This is a genomic window from Herpetosiphon giganteus, from assembly GCF_016907925.1.
Classification (GTDB): domain Bacteria; phylum Chloroflexota; class Chloroflexia; order Chloroflexales; family Herpetosiphonaceae; genus Herpetosiphon; species Herpetosiphon giganteus.
Genome location: NZ_JAFBCZ010000028.1, coordinates 54,077 through 73,119, shown reverse-complemented (window position 1 = coordinate 73,119; position 19,043 = coordinate 54,077). Strand labels below are relative to the sequence as shown.

At 56.2% G+C, this 19,043-nt stretch carries 14 protein-coding genes; 2 read left to right on the top strand and 12 right to left on the bottom strand.

Features of this window, described 5'->3' with window-relative positions:
- Positions 1 to 121: 121 nt before the first annotated feature.
- The gene (locus JOD20_RS26550) at positions 122 to 340 is read right to left on the bottom strand and encodes a transposase (protein WP_420828958.1); all 219 of its coding nucleotides are present in this window, start codon (positions 338 to 340) and stop codon (positions 122 to 124) included.
- 350 nt (positions 341 to 690) lie between these two features.
- On the opposite strand from JOD20_RS26550, the gene JOD20_RS20845 reads away from it, so the two are divergent.
- A complete protein-coding gene (locus tag JOD20_RS20845; protein WP_204757122.1) occupies positions 691 to 3,663 on the top strand; it encodes a tetratricopeptide repeat protein in 2,973 nt (990 codons plus the stop codon).
- Positions 3,664 to 3,693: 30 nt separating this feature from the next.
- On the opposite strand, the gene JOD20_RS26780 is transcribed toward JOD20_RS20845, so the two are convergent.
- The 3 genes from JOD20_RS26780 to JOD20_RS20830 all read right to left on the bottom strand — a co-directional run bounded on the left by JOD20_RS26780 (position 3,694) and on the right by JOD20_RS20830 (position 7,483).
- Complete coding sequence (locus JOD20_RS26780; protein WP_275580652.1) at positions 3,694 to 3,927, bottom strand: helix-turn-helix domain-containing protein; 234 nt, start codon at positions 3,925 to 3,927, stop codon at positions 3,694 to 3,696.
- Positions 3,928 to 4,182: 255 nt separating this feature from the next.
- Positions 4,183 to 6,732 carry an FxSxx-COOH system tetratricopeptide repeat protein gene (gene fxsT / locus JOD20_RS20835; RefSeq protein ID WP_204757121.1) on the bottom strand — a complete coding sequence of 850 codons (2,550 nt, stop codon included), beginning with the start codon at positions 6,730 to 6,732 and terminating at the stop codon, positions 4,183 to 4,185.
- Positions 6,733 to 7,105: 373 nt separating this feature from the next.
- Complete coding sequence (locus tag JOD20_RS20830) at positions 7,106 to 7,483, bottom strand: helix-turn-helix domain-containing protein (protein WP_204757120.1); 378 nt, start codon at positions 7,481 to 7,483, stop codon at positions 7,106 to 7,108.
- Between the two features lie 351 nt (positions 7,484 to 7,834).
- Here JOD20_RS20830 and JOD20_RS20825 point away from each other — a divergent pair, with 351 nt between their 5' ends.
- Positions 7,835 to 9,262 carry an SUMF1/EgtB/PvdO family nonheme iron enzyme gene (locus JOD20_RS20825; protein WP_204757119.1) on the top strand — a complete coding sequence of 476 codons (1,428 nt, stop codon included), beginning with the start codon at positions 7,835 to 7,837 and terminating at the stop codon, positions 9,260 to 9,262.
- Between the two features lie 111 nt (positions 9,263 to 9,373).
- Here JOD20_RS20825 and JOD20_RS20820 read toward each other — a convergent pair whose 3' ends face one another.
- The 8 genes from JOD20_RS20820 to JOD20_RS20785 form a co-directional block, all read right to left on the bottom strand.
- Positions 9,374 to 10,654, bottom strand: coding sequence for a sialidase/neuraminidase family protein (locus tag JOD20_RS20820; RefSeq protein WP_204757118.1), 1,281 nt, complete (start codon positions 10,652 to 10,654; stop codon positions 9,374 to 9,376).
- Positions 10,651 to 11,364 carry a hypothetical protein gene (locus JOD20_RS20815; protein WP_204757117.1) on the bottom strand — a complete coding sequence of 238 codons (714 nt, stop codon included), beginning with the start codon at positions 11,362 to 11,364 and terminating at the stop codon, positions 10,651 to 10,653. Before JOD20_RS20815 ends, JOD20_RS20820 begins: the two co-directional genes overlap by 4 nt.
- A gap of 20 nt (positions 11,365 to 11,384) precedes the next feature.
- The gene (locus JOD20_RS20810) at positions 11,385 to 12,554 is read right to left on the bottom strand and encodes a C40 family peptidase (protein WP_204757116.1); all 1,170 of its coding nucleotides are present in this window, start codon (positions 12,552 to 12,554) and stop codon (positions 11,385 to 11,387) included.
- Positions 12,512 to 13,723, bottom strand: coding sequence for a hypothetical protein (locus JOD20_RS20805; protein ID WP_239583993.1), 1,212 nt, complete (start codon positions 13,721 to 13,723; stop codon positions 12,512 to 12,514). Before JOD20_RS20805 ends, JOD20_RS20810 begins: the two co-directional genes overlap by 43 nt.
- 121 nt (positions 13,724 to 13,844) lie before the next feature.
- Complete coding sequence (locus tag JOD20_RS20800; protein ID WP_204757114.1) at positions 13,845 to 14,603, bottom strand: hypothetical protein; 759 nt, start codon at positions 14,601 to 14,603, stop codon at positions 13,845 to 13,847.
- Positions 14,600 to 15,538: a replication-relaxation family protein gene (locus JOD20_RS20795; protein WP_204757113.1), complete on the bottom strand. Its 939-nt coding sequence runs from the start codon at positions 15,536 to 15,538 to the stop codon at positions 14,600 to 14,602. Before JOD20_RS20795 ends, JOD20_RS20800 begins: the two co-directional genes overlap by 4 nt.
- Before the next feature lie 236 nt (positions 15,539 to 15,774).
- Positions 15,775 to 18,471 carry a hypothetical protein gene (locus JOD20_RS20790; RefSeq protein WP_204757112.1) on the bottom strand — a complete coding sequence of 899 codons (2,697 nt, stop codon included), beginning with the start codon at positions 18,469 to 18,471 and terminating at the stop codon, positions 15,775 to 15,777.
- Positions 18,472 to 18,603: 132 nt separating this feature from the next.
- Positions 18,604 to 18,927, bottom strand: coding sequence for a hypothetical protein (locus JOD20_RS20785; protein ID WP_110519802.1), 324 nt, complete (start codon positions 18,925 to 18,927; stop codon positions 18,604 to 18,606).
- Positions 18,928 to 19,043 lie beyond the last annotated feature (116 nt).

Sequence of the window (19,043 nt, the reverse complement as noted above, 5' to 3'; positions counted from 1 at the left end):
CATCGTTAATGGTATGAAACATGCACGAGACGGCTGGGGAATTGGGGCGTTACTCGTCAGGTGCTCGACCACCCCGTCCTAACGGCGGTTTGGATCACACTACCGACAACTATGTCCTGCATCAGGTATACACATCGTGCATCCGACGCTGGTAGTGGTCAAACAGCTGAGTACGAAATCCGCCACGGGTACGCGGGACTGGTAAATCGTCGATCACGCCAGCGGTCGTGCAAAGGGTGCGCGAACGATGATCACGCCGTTTGTCCATGCATTCATAGGGCTGCGTACCGATGAAGGCGGCGATTTCCTCTTCCAGAATATCGATAAACGTGGCGCGAATCGCCTAGTGAATCTAGTGATTCACCAGTATCCATAATCGGGAGGAATGCGTGAGTGTATGGCCCGTTTGTCGCGAATCCTTACCATACCTCCTCATGGTTGTGGCTAAATCTTTGTGACTCACCGTCAGATGATCTGGGAATGGACATCTAGTCATAGCTATTTACCTCTGGGTACTCCTCCTGTATTAAGATCAGGCAGCGCTGTGCCGTGGTATTATTTATCTAGACTCCGCGCTGGCCCACTGATGGCCGATATTGGTAGCATACGCGTGAGGACTGACTTAAACTATAGGTTTTGTCCAAAAAGACTCCCAAATTCCTTTTTAGGTTCATTCTATGGGGAGGATATATGAGCAACGATTCAGACGGCTTAGATTCATTTGCATGGATCACGCCCACCGTTGTCGAGGGTGCTTTGAGTAAGTGGGGTCGGCGTGCGCTTGGTAACGATCACTTGGCATGGCTTTTGATTGTGGCTGCTCGTTGCCACGATAGGGGACTTCCGTTCCAAAATGTTACGGCTCGAGCAGAGGCACTACAGACAATCCTTGAGGAAATTATTCGTGAACTGAGGCCGTATGATGAAGAACCAGATTCACACAACCCTGCCTGGCATTCTTATCTTATAGCACAGAAACGGTGGGTTCACAGCGAACAGGCGAAAGTAGTTTACAAAGATTTGGACATTCCTCCTTCAACCTACTTCCCCAAACAGAAGGCTGTTCTTGAAGCTATCACAGATGCATTAGTCAAACGAGAAGAGCGACATCAATCGACCCTAAGGCCGTTGGAATGTAAGGGGCCATTTATGGCTCCTTTTCGGATGCGCTATGGGCTCGTGGGACGGGATGATCAGCAAGAAGCATTGCATAACTTGGTGAGAAATACCCATCGGGTGTTCGTTTTTGGCCCTCCTGGAATTGGCAAAACCACCTTAGTTTCTGAGGCTACCTATCACCACGAAATCTTAAGTTTGACTCCTGATGGGGTTTTGTGGGCTGGGCTGGGAAATAAACCTAATTTGATGACTGTATTGATGGCTTGGGGTCGAGAACTAGGTATCAGCAACGAGGATTTGGTTCAAGCATCCGATCTAGATTTGCGAAGCATCTTGATAAGGGATCGTATTGGCCCCCGAGCGATGCTACTGGTGGTGGATGACGTATGGGACATACATCACCTGAACCCTTTTTTGAAGGCGCAAGGGGAGCAATGTAGGATTTTAGCTACTACACGATTAAGACTATTACCGGAGGAAGCCGAAAGCTTCTCTTCTATTTCGTTACCATATTTGTCATCCAATGACTCAATCACGCTTTTATCAACTTTAGCACCTCAGGCTATGAAACGCTACCCTCATGAGGTGAAAGAACTTGTACGTGAACTTGATGGTCTACCGCTATCCATCATTCTCGTGGGGCATATGCTTAGTGAAAAGCATCCTGTTAATGAGCCAAGACGGCTTGGTGTTCTCTTAAAGCAGCTTCGTTCAGCAAAGGAGAAGATGAGACTAAAAATCCCACGATCTTCTCCACAGTCATACCCAGGACTACCCCTTGGACCAGTAATCTCTCTCAATGCGGTCATATCTTTGAGTGATGCTGCACTACCAGATGATAGTCAGGTAGCGCTTCGATTGCTATCTGTCTTTCCTGCAAAGCCCAATTCGTTCTCCAAAGCAGCAGGGATGTATGTAACAGCGCTTCCTTTTAAAGCAATCGTTACGCTTTATGAATATGGTTTGCTAGAAAGTTCTGGTTCTGGTCGCTATAGTATGCATCAATCGATTAATGACTATAGCGCGGAATATATGGAAGGAACGGCTGGTAAAAAGCGATTAGTCTCCTATTTTTGTGAATTTATAAGGACTCAATCTCATGAGTTTAGACATATAGATCCAGAACACGCAAATGTTTTAGCAGCATTATTCTATGCAGCCGAGTTTGCAATGAATAGTGATCTTATCGATCTAGCAATTGATTATTTTGGCTATCTAGAGGCTAGAGGACTTACCTTAGAAGGTAAACCTCATCTCCATGCAGCAATGCTTTCTGCTCATGTAGTAAAAGACCAAGGTTCAATTGCAAAGCTGGAGTTCTTTTTAGGACGATCTGCTCATCAGACCAGTAATTATAGAGAAGCAGAAGAATGGTACGAGAAATCGATAAAAAGCGCACATCTAGCTAATAGAAAAGATATTCTTTGTGATATTTTATGTCAATATGGCTTAATGAAGGCATATAGTGGACGTAACAGCACATTGGCAGCCAATCTATTAAATGAAGCATTGAATTTAGCTAAATCACTGAAAGATTCTAAAAGGATAGCATTTGCTTTACAAATAACTGGAACTATGTATTTTCAAATTGATAATTATGAATTAGCTTTTAAATATTATAAAGAAGGAATTGGCTTTGCATATGAATCAGAAGATAATGAAATAATTAGTGGAATATTACAAAGTCTTGGAGCTGTGGCGTTTAGGCTTTGTAATTATCAAGAGTCAGAAATATATTCATTGAAATCTCTAAATTTAGCTAGAGAGCTAGGCAATATTCAAAGACAAAGTTCATTATTACTCAATCTCGGTGCTATTACTACTAACCAAGGAAAATATCAAAAATCATTGAACTACGCTTTAGAGGGGTTAGAGCTTTCAAGAAAATCTGGTAATCGACAAAGACAATCCCTAATCATGATGAATATTGGAGCTACTCATCAGGAGATCGGAAATCTTGATGAAGCGTATATTTGGCTTAAGAAATCAGAAAATTTAGCAAGAGATATACAGAATAATGAAAGACTATGCCATACTTTATTAAACTTATCGTATCTATCAAATACAATGAAAAATTATATCGATGCTATAAATTATGCAAAAAATGGCCTTGAACTTGCCAAAGAAAAGAATTGGTACAGTCTTACTTGTGAGCTTTTGATAGCTTTGTCTGCTGCAATGATTTCAGCTAAAGATTACAACGTAGTCACTCATCTCGATATGGCGATAGATTTAGCAAAACAATCTAAGCGCAAAGATTTATGGTCCAATGCGCTAATTTATAAAGGTGAAATTGATTTCCTCAATATGGAATACCAAAAAGCGAGAAATAGCTTTATGGATGCAATTGATATTGCAGATGAAATAGAATCACTTGTTAATAAAGCTGTAGGTTTATTTGGTATGGCAAAAGTGTTAATGGCAGAAGATGATTTGAGTCAAGCTAAAAGTATCGCCTCTATCGCCAAAGAGCTACTTGAGAAAATTGGTCATCTGAGAGCAACGGAAGTTAGTGACTGGATACATCATAATTTCGGTTTTTAGGAGAGCACAAAAAAGTCGGGGGCATGCGCCTCAGGGGTTGGTGGTTCCCGCTGCGGACGCATCGGCCAAATATTTATACAGCGTCGGCTTTGAAATCTCCAGCATCCGGCAGATCTGCGCGATCGTGTACTGCTTTTCGTTATACAGTTTCACCGCCAACGCCTGCTGATCGGCGGACAGGGCTTTCAGCCGCTGAACTTTATAAGTGCCAAGGGAGAACGAATTGCATCTGCTGGGGCAGCAAATGTGGATACCGCACTCCAAGCACTTACCCGTGATTTTCGGGAGTATCTTCGGTTGCTATGCCAACGCCAGTCGATCATCATTGATCACCCTACGCGCTGGCAGCGCTGCATCGAAGGCCAGTCGTTCGTGGCCCCGGATACGGATCAGTTTCCGTTTCGCTATGGGTGGGATGCGACACACCAGACATGGGTCGATGAGCAATCAGCACAACGTCGGGATAGATTACGGACTATTGGTCATGGAAAGAAAAAGCGGCGCTGACAGTCATCGCTTCTACGACGGGTTATCTGCCTTTATGGCTGCTCGTAATGCGGCAAGATTCCCACGTGTGTGCTGGGTATCCGGATGCTCCACACCTAATACCGCTTCCATATTGGCCAATGCCCGTTCATATAAATCCTGTGCCTCGCCATACCGCCCTTGCAGCTTCAAGACCCCCGCCAGATTGTTCAGACTCCGCGCTGCATTCGGATGCTCTATACCCAAGCGCTGCTCCACAATTGCCAATGCCCGTTCATATAAGTCCTGTGCCTCGCCATACCGCCCTTGATGCGTCAAGACCATCGCCAGATTGTTTAGACTCGTCGCCGTATTCGGATGCTCTGCCCCCAACACTGCTTTCATAATTGCCAATGCCCGTTCATATAAGTCCTGTGCCTCGCCATACTGCCCTTGCCGCGCCAAAACAAACGCTAGATTATTCAGACTCGTCGCCGTATTCGGATGCTCCGCCCCCAATACCTTTTCCCTGATCGTCAACGCCTGTTCGAACAAGGGTTGTGCCTCGGTATACCGCCCTTGATAGTCCAAGACCATCGCCAGATTGTTCAGACTCATCGCCGTATCTCGATGCTCCATACCGAATAGCTTTTCCCTGATGGCCAACGCCCGTTCGAACAAGGGTTGTGCCTCGGTATACCGCCCTTGCTGCTCCAAGACCCCCGCCAGACCGTTCAGACTCATCGCCGTATCTCGATGCTCCATACCGAATAGCTTTTCCCTAATGACCAATGCTCGTTCGAACAAGGGTTGTGCCTCGCCATACCGCCCTTGCGACAATAACGCTATCGCCAGATTGTTCACACTCTGTACCGTATCGGGATGTTCCACACCCAACATCTTTTCCCTGATGACCAACGCCCGTTCATGCCATGCCTGCGCCGCCGCATAGGCCCCCCGCAGGCGTTCAAAGAAACCAAGACTATTGGCAAGGCGGGCTGTGCGTGCATCATGATAATCCAAGGCATGCATGGTTATATGGCGTAGATGGGATTCAAGCGGCAGCATTGATTGTGGCAACCCAGTCCCATTCGCACGGGATGCAGCAGCATCAATCCGCTCCTCCACCATGGCCAGCATATCCGTCGATCCCAATCGTGCCTGAACAACCTGGGCCAGCAAACGATGCAGCACCACGGCATCTGCCCCATCCAACAACCCCAATTGCTGCAAGCGACGCAGCGCATCAATCGCAGTGGTCTGGGCCGTTCCATCGGGTACAAATGCCAAGACCAGATCACGCGGAATCGGCATGCTCGGCGCACACCACGCCGCCCCATCAAGCATGCCCAAGGCCACGGCATCAATGGTTTTGGTCGGATCAAGCTGGTTAAAACTGAGCATAAACGTCGCTTCAACATTCTGTTCATGTTCGGTTGGCGAGTCAAACGCCCCATGCCCGTGCAGCGATTCATGGGCAATACTCAGAGCAGCGCGATACGCCGTGATGGCAGGCCGATAGGTATTAAGATAGCTTCCTGCCAAATGTAACGCGAGCGGCAAATGCCCTAGATCAGTGGCAATCAGATCAGCCTCAGCATCCGTGAGGTCCGCATAGAGCGCCTGCAACAGTGCTCGGCTTTCTGTGGATGAGAGCACCCCAAGCCGCACCTGAGTCACGGTTGGCCACTGATCCGACCGCGCCGTCACCAATACCCGACACCCGCCGATGGTGGGCTTCCACCGTTTGAGCAGCGCCCGATCCTCGCAATTATCGAAAATCAACAAGCGCGGCATGGGCGATTTCCATGCATGGAGCACCCGCTGCACCTGTTCATCGAGCGTCATTCCGGTCGGGTCGATGCCAACATCCAGCGCACAGGCCGCGATCTGACTCGCCACCTGCTCAGGATCGGCACAGTTCAACCAAAACACCCCACCATGAAAATAGACCCCATAGCGATAGGCAAATTCCGTCACGAGGCTCGTTTTACCAATACCACCAAGGCCCGTGGCCACTGCTGGCATGACCACCGCTGGCTGCGCCGTGCCAATTGCAGCAGCCAATTGTTTCAATTCAGCCTCACGGCCAACAAAGTGGGGACTGGATTCAAAGGGCAAGCGTGAGGCGTGAGGAAGATCGATACGGGGTTCCGGCACATGGTCGAGTGGAATTGAGGCGAGCGCAGCGAGGGCAGCGGGCAGTGGATCAAGCGGCTGGGGCTGGTGAATAGTCTGATTAATTGGCCCATAGTTATCGCGGACAACAACCCCTGAAACAACACTCTCATTGATCGTGATATCCCCATGGTGGATCGTAGCTGGTAACGAGGCACGGGCAATGAGCGCAGCGAGGGTCGGATCAATCGGCTGCGGGAGGTGGACGGTGATCGTGTGACCTGCATGCACATCACCGATGGTGATTGTGGCATTGGTGAAATCATTATTCTGGCCAAACAGCATGGAGATCGTATTGTTACCAAGCAACGCAGGATGGCCAGAAAAGACCGATTCGAGCGCTGTAGACACACTCACGCGGTCATACTGGGGGCAGTGGGCAAGAATGGCATTGGCGACGATGGCAATGAGTGCATGTACATCCATGGGGAACTCCTCACACGGCGATTGAGCGAGAATTCTTCTTTATCCTGTAGAGCGATCCTATTGTCGCACATTTTTGGCATGCAGAGCAGAAAATCACCCGCATGGGAATACAAACCTAAGATTCGTGCTACCGAATGCCACGCCATTAGTGTTTTTAATGTTGGGGCCGTTTTTCGCCGAATGGACATGCAGGGCATGGGCGCGTCCCCAAGCAGATCACCTCAGTTTTGTGTATTGAACATGCGTGCTGAAGTGGGAGTTTTTGGGGAATTTACTGCTGGAATGAGCGCGAGCTGGCAACGAGTGACCGGTACAGTGATGGCGAGCCTGTCCCCCATACGCCCAAAAATGGCAATAGGCCGCAGCGGGTGCTTTAGGTCTTGAAGTGTTTTTGAGCGAGCATTTCAGCAAACGTGATCACGGATTGCCGATCATCGGGCGATAGCTGAGCCAAGGGTACAAGGAAGGTATACAACTCAGGAACCGCCGTCATGAGCAGGTGAACCCGCTGGGAGTCGTCGAGCGGCGTTGTGGTATCAAGGTCAAAACCGCATGCTTCGAGCAAGCGCCGCAGGGGAAGTTCGAGTGCCTTCGACAGCGCCGCCATAGTTTTGAGTTCGGGGATGTAGGCGACATCGTTCATAATGCGTGACAGGGTGGGTTCGCTGACCCCTGATTCTGCGGCGAGCATGCTGCGTCGCCAGCCGCGTTTCTGCAATTCGGTGTCAAGGATGATGGACAGGCCGAGCATTGATTGATCTCCCCATAGTGAATGACGGCATAGCTGAGCGCGTAAACCCAGCTCGCCCCGAATGAGTGCAGCGAACGGGTGTGCTGATATGAATGTGTTTACTGTGATGCGTGTAGTTGGCATCCAAAAGCTAAGTGACGAATATTTTCCGGTGTCCTTCATAACGGTGGAAAAATGGCCTTAAATTGAAAAGATCTCTGTCGCAACGCGCCAAATACCAGTGTTGGCGATCCATAAAACCACATAATGGTGAGTCCAAGTGCCTCTCCTACATAATGATTGTTATGCAGGAGAGATGCGACAAAGAAGAGCATTCTATCGCGCTATTTCGTGGATGGCTCGTTCCATTGTATGAAGATTATGTTGGAAAGCGTAAAAAAATTGCCAGGTAGCTTTTGGATGCCCTGTATCGCTTATATCGATCAGTGCAGTGGCTTGCTTCAGCCGGAGGATGATGGCAGGGTCTATGCCTTTGCCCATTTGACATTGCAAGAGCAGAGCGCTGGTCGTCATTTGCTCTTTTATGAATCGCTTGATCAGCTGATGTCCCTCCGCCGCGATGACCGTTGGCGCGAGCCGATCTTCTTAGGGGTTGGCTGCCTGACCAAAGTAGGGCTTGGGAGTGCGAAAATTGACCAACTCCTGACGACCTTGGTTGATTCCGATGGGTATGAAGCGGGAGAGATGCACTCGTATGACTGGTATCGCGATCTCATCTTGGCGGCTGAGTTAGGCGCGGATTGCGACTGGGGCTTGTTGCACGGTAAACAGATCAAGGTGGATCGTATCCAGCGACGGTTGCGGGCGGGGCTGGTTAACCTGCTTGAAGACCGTGCACACGCCCAAGCGGCGCTGGAACATTACAACGGACGCCTCATGGATCCTGCACCATTATTGGTACGCGAACGGCAAAAAGCTGCTGAACTCTTGGCAGGCTTGGGCGATCCACGCTATCCGGTGAGTATGGAGCAATGGCAGCAAGCAACGCGCCAGCTTTCTCCCCAGTTTGGCCGCGAGGGTGCGCACTATTGGCGGTTTATCCCTGCGGGGCATTATCAGGTTAGCAATTGGGATGAGAAGCCAGATGTCACAACCGTCGATCTTCAGCGGTACTGGGTTGGGCGGTTTATGGTGACGGTCGATCAATATCAGGCATTTATCGAGGCCGGTGGCTATACCAACGACGATTGGTGGACAAAGTATGGTTTAAGATGGAAAAAGGAGGAAAAACGAACTGAGCCTCGCTGGTGGAACCGTCAAACCGAGCAGGAATACCGCAATCAGCCAGTCTATGGCGTGAGTTGGTATGAGGCGGTGGCGTATTGCCAGTGGCTGACGGAGCAGCTTGATATACTGTTGCTACGGGGTTATGAGATACGTCTTGCCAGCGAGGCCGAATGGGAAGTCGCTGCGGCGTATAATTCCCAAGGTCAGCGTCAAACATCACCATGGGGTGAGCATCCAACCACACCGGAGCATGCGGTCTACGATTGGAATGAAGAAAATCGTCCTTTATCTATTGGCGTAGGACTGCTAGGAGAAGCAGCGTGTGGAGCACTGGATAGTGTCGGCAATTTGTGGGAGTGGACAGCCACACCCTATGAGAAGAATGGTGGCGATGTGCAGCAGGTGCTTGCGGATAGTGATGACCCCATGGTGCTGCGGGGGGGGGCATATTATCAAAATAGAACAAAGATTCTCTGTGCAGCACGTGACAGGCTTCTTCCCAAAGGTGGATATGACCAAGGATTTCGTTGTATTCTGGCCCCTCGTTCTTAGGTACTGTATGCTGAATTCGAGGAGGTTGACCTATGCCACAGAAAAGCAATGCCGCTAAAGGATTGATTTGTACGATAATCAATCCTTCAGTGGTGTTTTCTTGCTCCTTCATCACGGCGCATCCATCCGCGCGAGCGTCGGAATCCGCACCGTCGTGGCCATGGCCTCACTCGTGGTCACAAACCCCGCTTGGGTTGCGTTAATATGCAGAAAGTCACTGGGGATGAACTGCCCGACCCACGCCATATGCGCCTGCATGCCGTGCGTCACCACGACTGCTCCCGCCTGCGCCGTATGGGGTTGGGCCATCGTAATCGGTGTCCACGGTTCAGCCCACTGGCTTTCCCACGCACTGGCCACGTGCAGCTTGTCCCGCGCGACCCGACTGAGGCAGAGCTGCGCCCGATGGCTGCCAAAGGGACGGTCGGGAAAGCGGCAGGTTGTCAGCAGCAGCACGCTGTTGGTTTGTGGGTCGTGCAGCAGCGGATTGGCTTCGACAATCACCGAGGACGGCGTGGCGAGCCGCGTGACCTGCCAATCCTCGTCGAGCGTCGAACTGGCGAGCCACAGCACCCGTGCCCCATATTCTTCATGCATCATAACCATGCGATCCCCTACTGCACTCAAGGCCAGCGCATGCGGCGTAGCACTGGCAATGGTCTGTGGTTGCCACGTTGCTCCGTCTTGCGTTGTGGCAAGTTGTACCCCACCGGCCATGCCTTGAGCAATGACGAGCTGCGGCAACCCTCCCTGATCGCTCCGCACGTTGTCCCGCTGCCATACCGCCACCACCGCACTGGCGCTAGGAGGCAATGGATTGGCAGCCTGCCACGACCCACTGCCTGCGCTGGTTTCGCTGGCGATGGTCAGATGAAACTGCATGCCACTGCGGGTGAGCAGTGCCAGCACGGCGCGGCCATTGGGCAGGATGGCTGGCTGGGCCGACATGGCGCGCACCGGACTGGCCAGCTCACGCCACGTTGCCCCACCATCGCGGCTTTCCCACAGGCGCACCGTGCTATCGAGGGTTGCCGCGACAATAATCCGTCCTTGGCGCGCCGTGATCGCCGTTGGGCCAGCGCTGGGTTCGCCCTGCCACAATCGTCGTTCATAGCGATCGCCTGCGCGGGTCACGCCCTGCACAATCAGCGCACTATGACTGGCATTGGCCATAAATTCGCTGGCCCGCAGGTAGCTGGTATGGGCATAGCCCTGTTCATCGAGCGCGGTGGCCAATCCGCGGATCACGCCGATGTCCCGGCCCAGCGTGCGTGGGGTATCAAATGCCCATGCGGCAGTGGATGGGTTGACGGTTGGGGTTTGGGCTGTCGTCACTGCTGGTGTCAAAAAACACACGAGCAGGATAAGCAGGAACAGGCTCCGCCACATCATCGCAGCACCCCCATGCGTCCGCGCCACGACCACAGACCCAACAGCATAACCCCCACAATGGCCACGAGGGGCAGCCACGTTGTCCATGGGCGCGCTGCTGGTGGGGTGGGGGGACTACTCGGCAGGATCGCCAGCACGGGCTGGCTGCTGGTGGGAACGGCGCTGGGCACGCTTGTGGGTGGTGCGACTGGCAGGGTCGTTGGCATGGATGTTGGCAGGAGCGCCTCACTGGTTGGCAGCTGCGCGACCGCAGCGGTGGCAGTTTGGGCGGCGATGGCGGTTCCGGTGGCGGGTGGTGCTAAGGCTGCGGTCGGGTCATCGGCTTGGGTTGGGCCACCCGCCCAATCTTGCTCCAGCGCGTGATGGGCGATGCCTGTCACCGGGTCGATCTGCACGGTCAAGGTCGTCAATCCCACAATGGACTGGATGGGATAGCCGCCTGCATACGGCGCTTCCCACGGAATTGTGCTGCCATCGGCAGCGGCCAGCGTGACGATCACGCGATCAGCGGGTAGTGTGACAACGGTCACACCCTGCGCGTCGCTGATTGCCGTGATTGGTTGGCCACCAATCGGCGTAAAGGTCACCACCACGCCCGCCATGGGCTGCATGGTGGCCATATCCTGCACCCGCACGGTCAGCGGGGTCGTTTGGGCGAACGTGCTGTATGGATGCATAAGCAGTATGAGCACAAGAATGAACCAACGCATCGAATCCTCCTTTTAATGAACTAGCGATAGGGATTCACGAAATAGCCAGCACCCCACAGGCGCGGCGTGCCATCGGGCCATGGCGCAACCAGCCACGGCTTGGTCAGCCAATTGTCCTCAATCCGAATGCCCCATGCGGGACTCAAAGCATGCACGAGATCCGGTGTGCCATTGCCATTGAAATCCCCGATATACATGCCGACATGGGTTGGTGGGCTGCTGAAGCGGCTGCCATCGGTGTGGAAAAAGACCAGATCGCCCGGACGCAGCTCGCTGATGTCAATCCGCTGGATCTGCGCGCTCTGCCACATCGCCTGCGAGGTGCGCGGCACGGTCAACCCGACGCTGCCATAGGCGGCGTACATCAGACCCGAACAGTCAAAGCCGCCTTCGGCCTCGCTTTCGCCACCCCAGACATAGGGCCACGCTAGCTTGCTCACGGCGTAAGCCACGAGCGGATTCGTGCCGGGTGGCACGGCGACGGGCGTGCCGTTAATGGGCGCGCCTGGTCCACCACCTGCGGGTATGGTCGGGAACGGGACGCGGGCGATATTCCCTGCACAGGTTGGGTCACGGCGGTTTTGCACCACAATCACGCCGTCGGTCGGCTGCGCACGCAGCAGGGCATCGCTCGGCGTGCGATACACCAGCACAAACACGGGCTTGCCCAGCGGCGTGCGAATCGGAATCTGGCCGCGCCATGGCATGCCCGCCTCCAGCCGCGTCGGCAACGTGATTGCGGTCGTGGCCAGCGTCGCGGTGTCGGTTGTCCACCAGCCACGGGCCGCTTGCCCCGCATCCTGCTCAACCTCGCGGATCACCACTTGGGCGGCCAGATCAAGCGGCAGTGACACGGCGCTGGTCACTTCGAGATCGACCCAGCGCAGCTGCCCGCCGCCAATCGCATCGGGAGCCGTTGCGCCGTCGGTGATGCCATGGACCGTCACGCGCATGCCGTTGCTGACGATATCTTGGCCCAGCATAAACTGGTCACGATGATAGTAGGGCGTGACCGTGGGCATGGCGGCAATCGCGGTCGGATCACCGGCCACGATGGGCGTGGGACACCACCACTGGGGCTTGCCCGTGATGGTATTGGGGGAGGTCGCCGGAAGCGGGCGACCTCCACAACTGCTGAGTAAAATAATTATGACAAGTCCGATGCTGACGAGTCGGAAACGGGTGGGCATAGTGCCTGTTCCTCCATCCATGTGGCGACGAGTGTCCAGCGCTCGCGGTGGCGCAGCTGCGTCTTGGCCTCATCGGGCACGCCGGTGAGCGCAAAGTGGTGATTGCCCAGAATCCGGTGTTTGACATGCAGCTCGACCTCGGTCTGGATGCGCATGCCGGTAGCGAGCGTGGGCAGTGCCTCGGCGACCGTGATGGGCACGAGCAACGGCACAATCTGGTGCTCGATGCGCTGGCCACGGGCGGGTGGTGGCCGATCAAAGGCTTCGGTCACGCGCATGAGCACCACCAGCTCCTGCTGGCGGTCAAAGCGGTAGCGTGTGGTGGGCTGGGTAATGATCCCCGTCACCGTGCCCGACAACTGGCCAATTAAATATTGCTGGCGACTGGCATCACCGCGCGTAAGCGCTGCACTGCCGACCAAGACATAGGGCTGGGTCTGGAACATGCCGCCAAACTCACTGGTGCGGGCATAGCGGCCATCGAAGTGGGTGCGCACCACCAAGCGCCCGCTGACGGTCAGCATGCGCCCCGGCTGAAACGCGGCATTGAGACTGGCGGCATCACGCGGCACCAGCATGACCACGGTCGAGATCTGGGGCAGGACGGTATCATCGCTCTGGACCTGATCATAAATGGCCACGGTGTAGCGATTGAACGCGCCCCCTGCCGTGGGCCGCACGACCGTCACCGGATCATTGGTGGCGCGTCCCACCACGGTTATATGGTTGGTTCCCCAGCGGTCGGCGTGGGGCGCAAAGGCCTCGAACGTCGAGCGGGCGCGGGGTAGGCGCGGGCCAGCATAGCGCGGGCGTTCGGGCTGAACGATGGGCGCAGCCAGTCCCGTTGGGGGTGGCGTGCTGGGTTCGGTCGGTCGCATCGTGATCGATTCTGCCCGATGGCGATCGGGCTGACGCGGCGCGGCAGGATTGACCACCACGGGCTGCGGCGCTGCGTCCACGCTGCGCTCGGCGGCTTCAGGTGTGGCCACGGGCGGTTGGATTGGCTCGACAATTGCCGTGACCGCCCGAGGAATCACGACCGTGATGGGCGGTGTGTCGACGATTGGCGCAGCAGTGACGGGTTCAGACACGGCGCTAGAAGCCGTATCGGCCTGATTTATTTCCTCCTCCGGCGCTGCGGTTTCCTTGAATCCATCATTCTCGACCATACGACCTCCAAGGCGAGCAAACGTGGTGCGCCGACGGCGCGGTGGAAGCATGTGAGCGGTCATGCGAAACTCCTAACAACACGGGGTCATGAAAACACCCTTCATATGAAAAACACCGACGTTAGCGAGCGAGCTGCGTGATCGGGACGGGCGGCGGGATGGCCTTGCCATCGATGATGGGCTGCCACGCCACGTCCGTCCATGGGCCATCGGGCGGAGCATCACCAAGCACGATCTGCGGCCAATGGGGAGTCCAGGCATATTCCACGAGTGCCATGCGCTGCGGCGTGGTCAGAATCAGGGGAATCGGCACGGGAAAGCCCCGCGTGGTGGCCAGTTCGCGATACCAGCGTGCCCGCATGGCATGCTGATCGCGTGAGACCTGTTCGTGGTCGGGAACCAGCAAGTACCACGTATCTTGCTCGCGCTCGCGGGGAGCGGCGGTATTCCAGCGTAGGATCGGCACCGGTGATGCCGGACGACGATGCGGTGCGCTGCGCGTGCGCAGGCCCACAATGCGGCCACCACCGCGATAGGTATCCAACACCGTCGTCTGAACGCTGACCAAATCGGGCAGGCGCTGCGCGGTTTCGAGCAGGGCAGCGGCCATGCGAATCGGCGGCAGAATCGGATCAGTGATCGCACCCACCGCCGTGGCGTGGTAGCGCATCGCAATCCGTTGCCGTCCTTTGCTGATCACCGTGGCGTGCAACAGGTGCTGCTGAACGAGTGGCCGCAAGATCCGCCGGATAGCCTGATCGCCCTTGGTGGGAAACCAGATCCGGCCAATTGCAGTACGGTCGAGTGGCCCCAAGGCCGTGAGACCTGCATGCAGGCTGGCGACGAGAATAGGATCGTGTGGCACACGGCAGGAGGTCATGCGATCACCGCCTCAGCCCAGCTTGAGCGCAGCAAGGGAACGTTCGCATGCAGGATGCGTTCGCCCTGGATGCGTTGTTGATGGGTCCAAATCGGAGCCAATGCGCCATGGGCATGAATGGCATCGAAGGTGGTGCAGCGAATCGGGCCACCGGGCCAGCCACGATCCCAGGCATCGAAGATCACCTGCTGGCGGCGTTCGGTCGGGACGGCAAAGGCGATCAATGGCCACTGAAAGCGCTCTTTCCATGAGCCAGCATCATAGAGTTCGCCATAGGAGCGGGCCTTGCCCGTAATAATGCTGGCTTCTTCCGTACCGCGATCGATCTCAATCGCAAACAGCTCGTCGATTTGTTCTTCTTGGCGGGCGACCAGCAGCCACGGATAACAGGACGAGCGCTCGTCAAGGTGTCGCGTGGAATCTTTCCAGCGGCGCAGGACGATAATCCCATCGGCACGGGGTCGAGCCTGCTCGCTGAGATCCATCTCAATGTAGCTACTCATGCCGACCATCCCCGGAATGGTGTCGAGATCCCGCAGGATACTGGTGACGAGATCGGCGTATTCGATTTGATGCTCGGCTTGATGGCGCGGATTGAAATAGGTCGGCGCAAGCCGTTCGTTCGTTTCCTCAAGGTGGGGAAAGGATGCTTTGAGATAATCCCAGCCTAAGGGCGTGAGGCTATAGATGCGACCATGGCGTTTCCACAGCTGATTTTTGCGCGTTCGGCGATTCGCCGGTGGGGCTTCAAAGTGTTCGATATAGGCGACTAATCCCGCTGCGCTTAAGCGATTCAGGTAAATATAGGCATTGCGCAAGGTGGTGGTTGGCCACGCAAGATGCAGGTGACGCGGCAGGAGACGACCAAGGCGGGCTAAAAGCACCAAGCATTGGGTTTCCATCGCGTTCGGAGCATAGCCGGTTGAACTCTTCATCGATTCCTTTCTCCAGCCTGATTGTGGCTGGTCAATCGCTGGATTGCATATGGTGGCTTCGCGGCTGCTTAAAGAGTGCCGAGGCCACCAAATGGCCGTCGCGGCCTCTCTGGGAGCAGCTTCATGCCCCATGACGGTAGTGAAATGGTACTGAAACCGTACTGAAACGGTAGTGAAATGGTAGTGAAATCGTCGCAATGCCGCTCCCAGCACCAACCAAATGGCTGATCGTTGCGTCATACACGCCGTCCTTTGCGAACGGGAATGGCTGCGGACGATGCACTGGCCGCTGCTGGTGGCTGCGGTTGCGCGTGCTGATCACGTGGCGCATTTTCCGTTATGTCAATTCCTGATACACCCGATGCAACGCTGCGCGGCGGTGTTCCCACGCGCGAGCGTGACCGCACGGGTCGCGTGCTCGCTGGCGCAGGCGGCGAGGATGGTGCGGGCGCATCCACGGCGGTTGATTGGGCTGGTTCCGTCAGCGCTGCTGGCGTTGCCTGCGCGTGCGCCTCGTTCACTATGGATGGTTTCTGCGGCTGGGCGCTCCCCGCATGGGGCGTTGGATCAGCGTCTGTTGGGGGAGCGCTGGTCGCCACGGGTGATCCATCCGTTGCCGCATGGGGCTGGATGGTTGGCGATTGGTGGCGTGCCATGGGCGCAGGAGCCTGCATGCCTGGGGTTGCCGCTGTGCTCGCCGTCGGTACGCGTTCTGGTCGGGAAGCCATGGGTGTCATCGTATGCGTCTGGTGTGACGCAGCATGCAATTCTTGCGTTGGCGGTGTGGGCAATACCACGGCTGATCCACGCGCGGCGCTTGGCGGCGGAGCGGGTGCTGCGGTGGCAGCTGGAGCCATGGACGCACTATGCGCTATAACCGACGCATCCGCATGCGCGGCGCTGGCCGTGGTTCTTCCTTCCTGATCACCGGCCACCACTGGCGATGCCGCAGCACCCGCTTCCTGTCGTGTCGTCGCTGAGACGGCTGCCAGCGGCTGCGTTGGTGGCAGATCGGCGGCTGGTGGGCGGGCTGATCGCGGCACGGCGCGCGTGGGCAGTTCTTGGGTGGGCGACACCGCTGGCGTTTCAATTGGCCGTCCCGCTACCGTGGTGCGGCCTGCACCATGACCGCTGTGGGTGGGGCTTGCCGGGCGGGATTGTGGCGCACGCGGTGGTCGAGCGCTGGCAGGGTCAGACGCGGGCGCAAACAGCCATTCTGGCGTGACCTCGTTTTCATGGGCATAGGTCACCCCTGCGGCAATTGCCTTGCCCCCAATCATCGTGGTGATGGCCTGATCCGCGCGGTCAAGCTGAGTATCCGTGCGCACTTCGCTGCTGCGCAGCATATGCGCTTCCGTGACCTCAATCTGGTGATCAAGCTGCTGCACGCGCTGCACGGTGCGTTGGGCCGTCTGCTGCATGCGCAATGCCAGCCCACGGGGATTGATCAGTGACGGCAGCGCCGACCTGGTGCTGGTGTGCGTGCTTGGCGTGGTTGGCGTGCCCTGCGTCGATGCCAACGCTGTGGTTGCTGCATGCAGCTGTGGCTCGCGGGCCAAGGTAGTGGTGGCCAGCGTGGGCTGCATGGCAGCGGTATCGCTCGTGGCGGTATAGTGTCCGGTTGCGGCCACACGGGCTTCGGTCGCCGCAGCGGGCTGATCGCCGAGCAACCGTTGCAACGGCTCGCGACTCACCACGGTGCGCAAGGCGGCAAACCCCTGCCAACTGAGGCGCATGGCAAAGCGCAACACCCGCCATTGCACCCAGACAAACAGCGGCAGCACGACGAGCATGGTCGGATAGGCCATTGCAATGCCTGGCTCGTCTGGCGTGCCAAACAACAGAAAGGTCGCGAGATTTGTCCCGACCACCAACACCGTTTGCCAGCCGCTAATGGTAAAAAAGCTGCGATAGACCACCGCAACCCAGTGGCGTTGGTTCCCAAACATGCCGATCGGGGCCACGACAATCCCCAAGAGAAACAACAAGGCTCCACAGACGGTCATCAGCGCCTGGGCCAAGGTAGGCATCAGGGTCGCTAGCGCGGCAAGGATGCCTGCCACCGCGTGCAGCGTGCCAATACTGGCCGTATTCAAGGCTTCCCGACGCTTCTGCATCCCACTGGGGTCGCTGGTAAACGCGCCGCCGTACCACGGTTGGGTCGCATCAGGATAAAACAGGGCCGCAAAATCCGGTGGCAAGCCATCCAATTGGACGGTGGTACTGCCATCGGGCGTGGCATGGGTGATCCCATCAATGCCGCTGATGAGGCTTGCCCGGTCGGTACGCCAGAGCGCCAAGACTGCATCTAACGGCGCATACATCGGGTGATCGCAGCTGCGGCCACTCGTGACCATGGTGGCACAACTGGATGCGGTTGGGGGAATGGTCAGCACCGCCGCGCGGCTGGCATAGGCCGGATTGGCGGGGTCGAAGGGGGCAACCGGATCGCCATCCTGTGCGACCGTAATCCACGCGGCGCGAATCGGGGGCAACCGATCGACAATCGATGGCAGCACCAACGCCGGAACTTGCGTGATCAGCTGAATCGTCGTCCCATACAGACTCGGCGCGCCCATGGCCAAGAGCACCATGACCAGCGTCCAGCGCCCAAACGCGCGCGGCTGCACGAGCTTGATGCGCATGCCACTGCCCATCAGCATCAAGGTTAAGCCTAAGCCCAGCATGCCCAAGGCGAGGGCACGACTGTACCAATTGCCAATCAAGGTTGCGGTGAGCAGCTCCACCCAACCCGGCAAACCCACCTCCGGGGTCGCAAACGCTCCGCGCATGACCACGCTGAGCACGACCGCACAGGTCTCATGCATGAGGATCAGCATGCGCGTGATCCACCACGCAGGCATGGCCAGCCAATACTGCATCAGGTCAAGCAGCAACCCCTTGTTTGACGCATCCATTAACTGATCATTCATCAGTCCTGTCTCCTTCCTCGGCAATGACGAGGGCCATGACGGCGCGCCGATCGAGCTGAACACGCGGTGGCACGGGATCGTCCCACGGCGGAACCTCCATGATCGGTGGCGTGGTCGGTGGTTGTTCCGCGTTTACCACAGCGCCTCCGCCGTGAGCGTGAGGGGAATCGAATACCAGATGCCACCTTGGCTCCGGCGTTGTTTGGCTTGGTGAAGCGCATGGGCTAACAGCGAGGGGAAGCCGAGCCACATGCCGAGCGGGGTGTTGGCCGCTGGCGTGGCCGTCGCACCGCCATGCGCCAGATGAACCGTGACATCGAGATCCGACACATGCAGGGTGTGCATGCCCTCGGTGCGGGGCAAGACCCCATATTCCTGGCATTCCAGAACCTCGTGTAATGAGAGCACGGCACAGGCGATGCCGGTTCCATCGGGCGTGGGGGCGAACAAGTCCATCGAACACCTCCAAATGAATGCAGAAGAACCCACTGCTGGCAGCATAGCGGGTTCTGACGAGCATGGTGTCGCGTCCGTGCGTGGACTGTGCGCCGTGCATGCGGCGATGCGGGGGT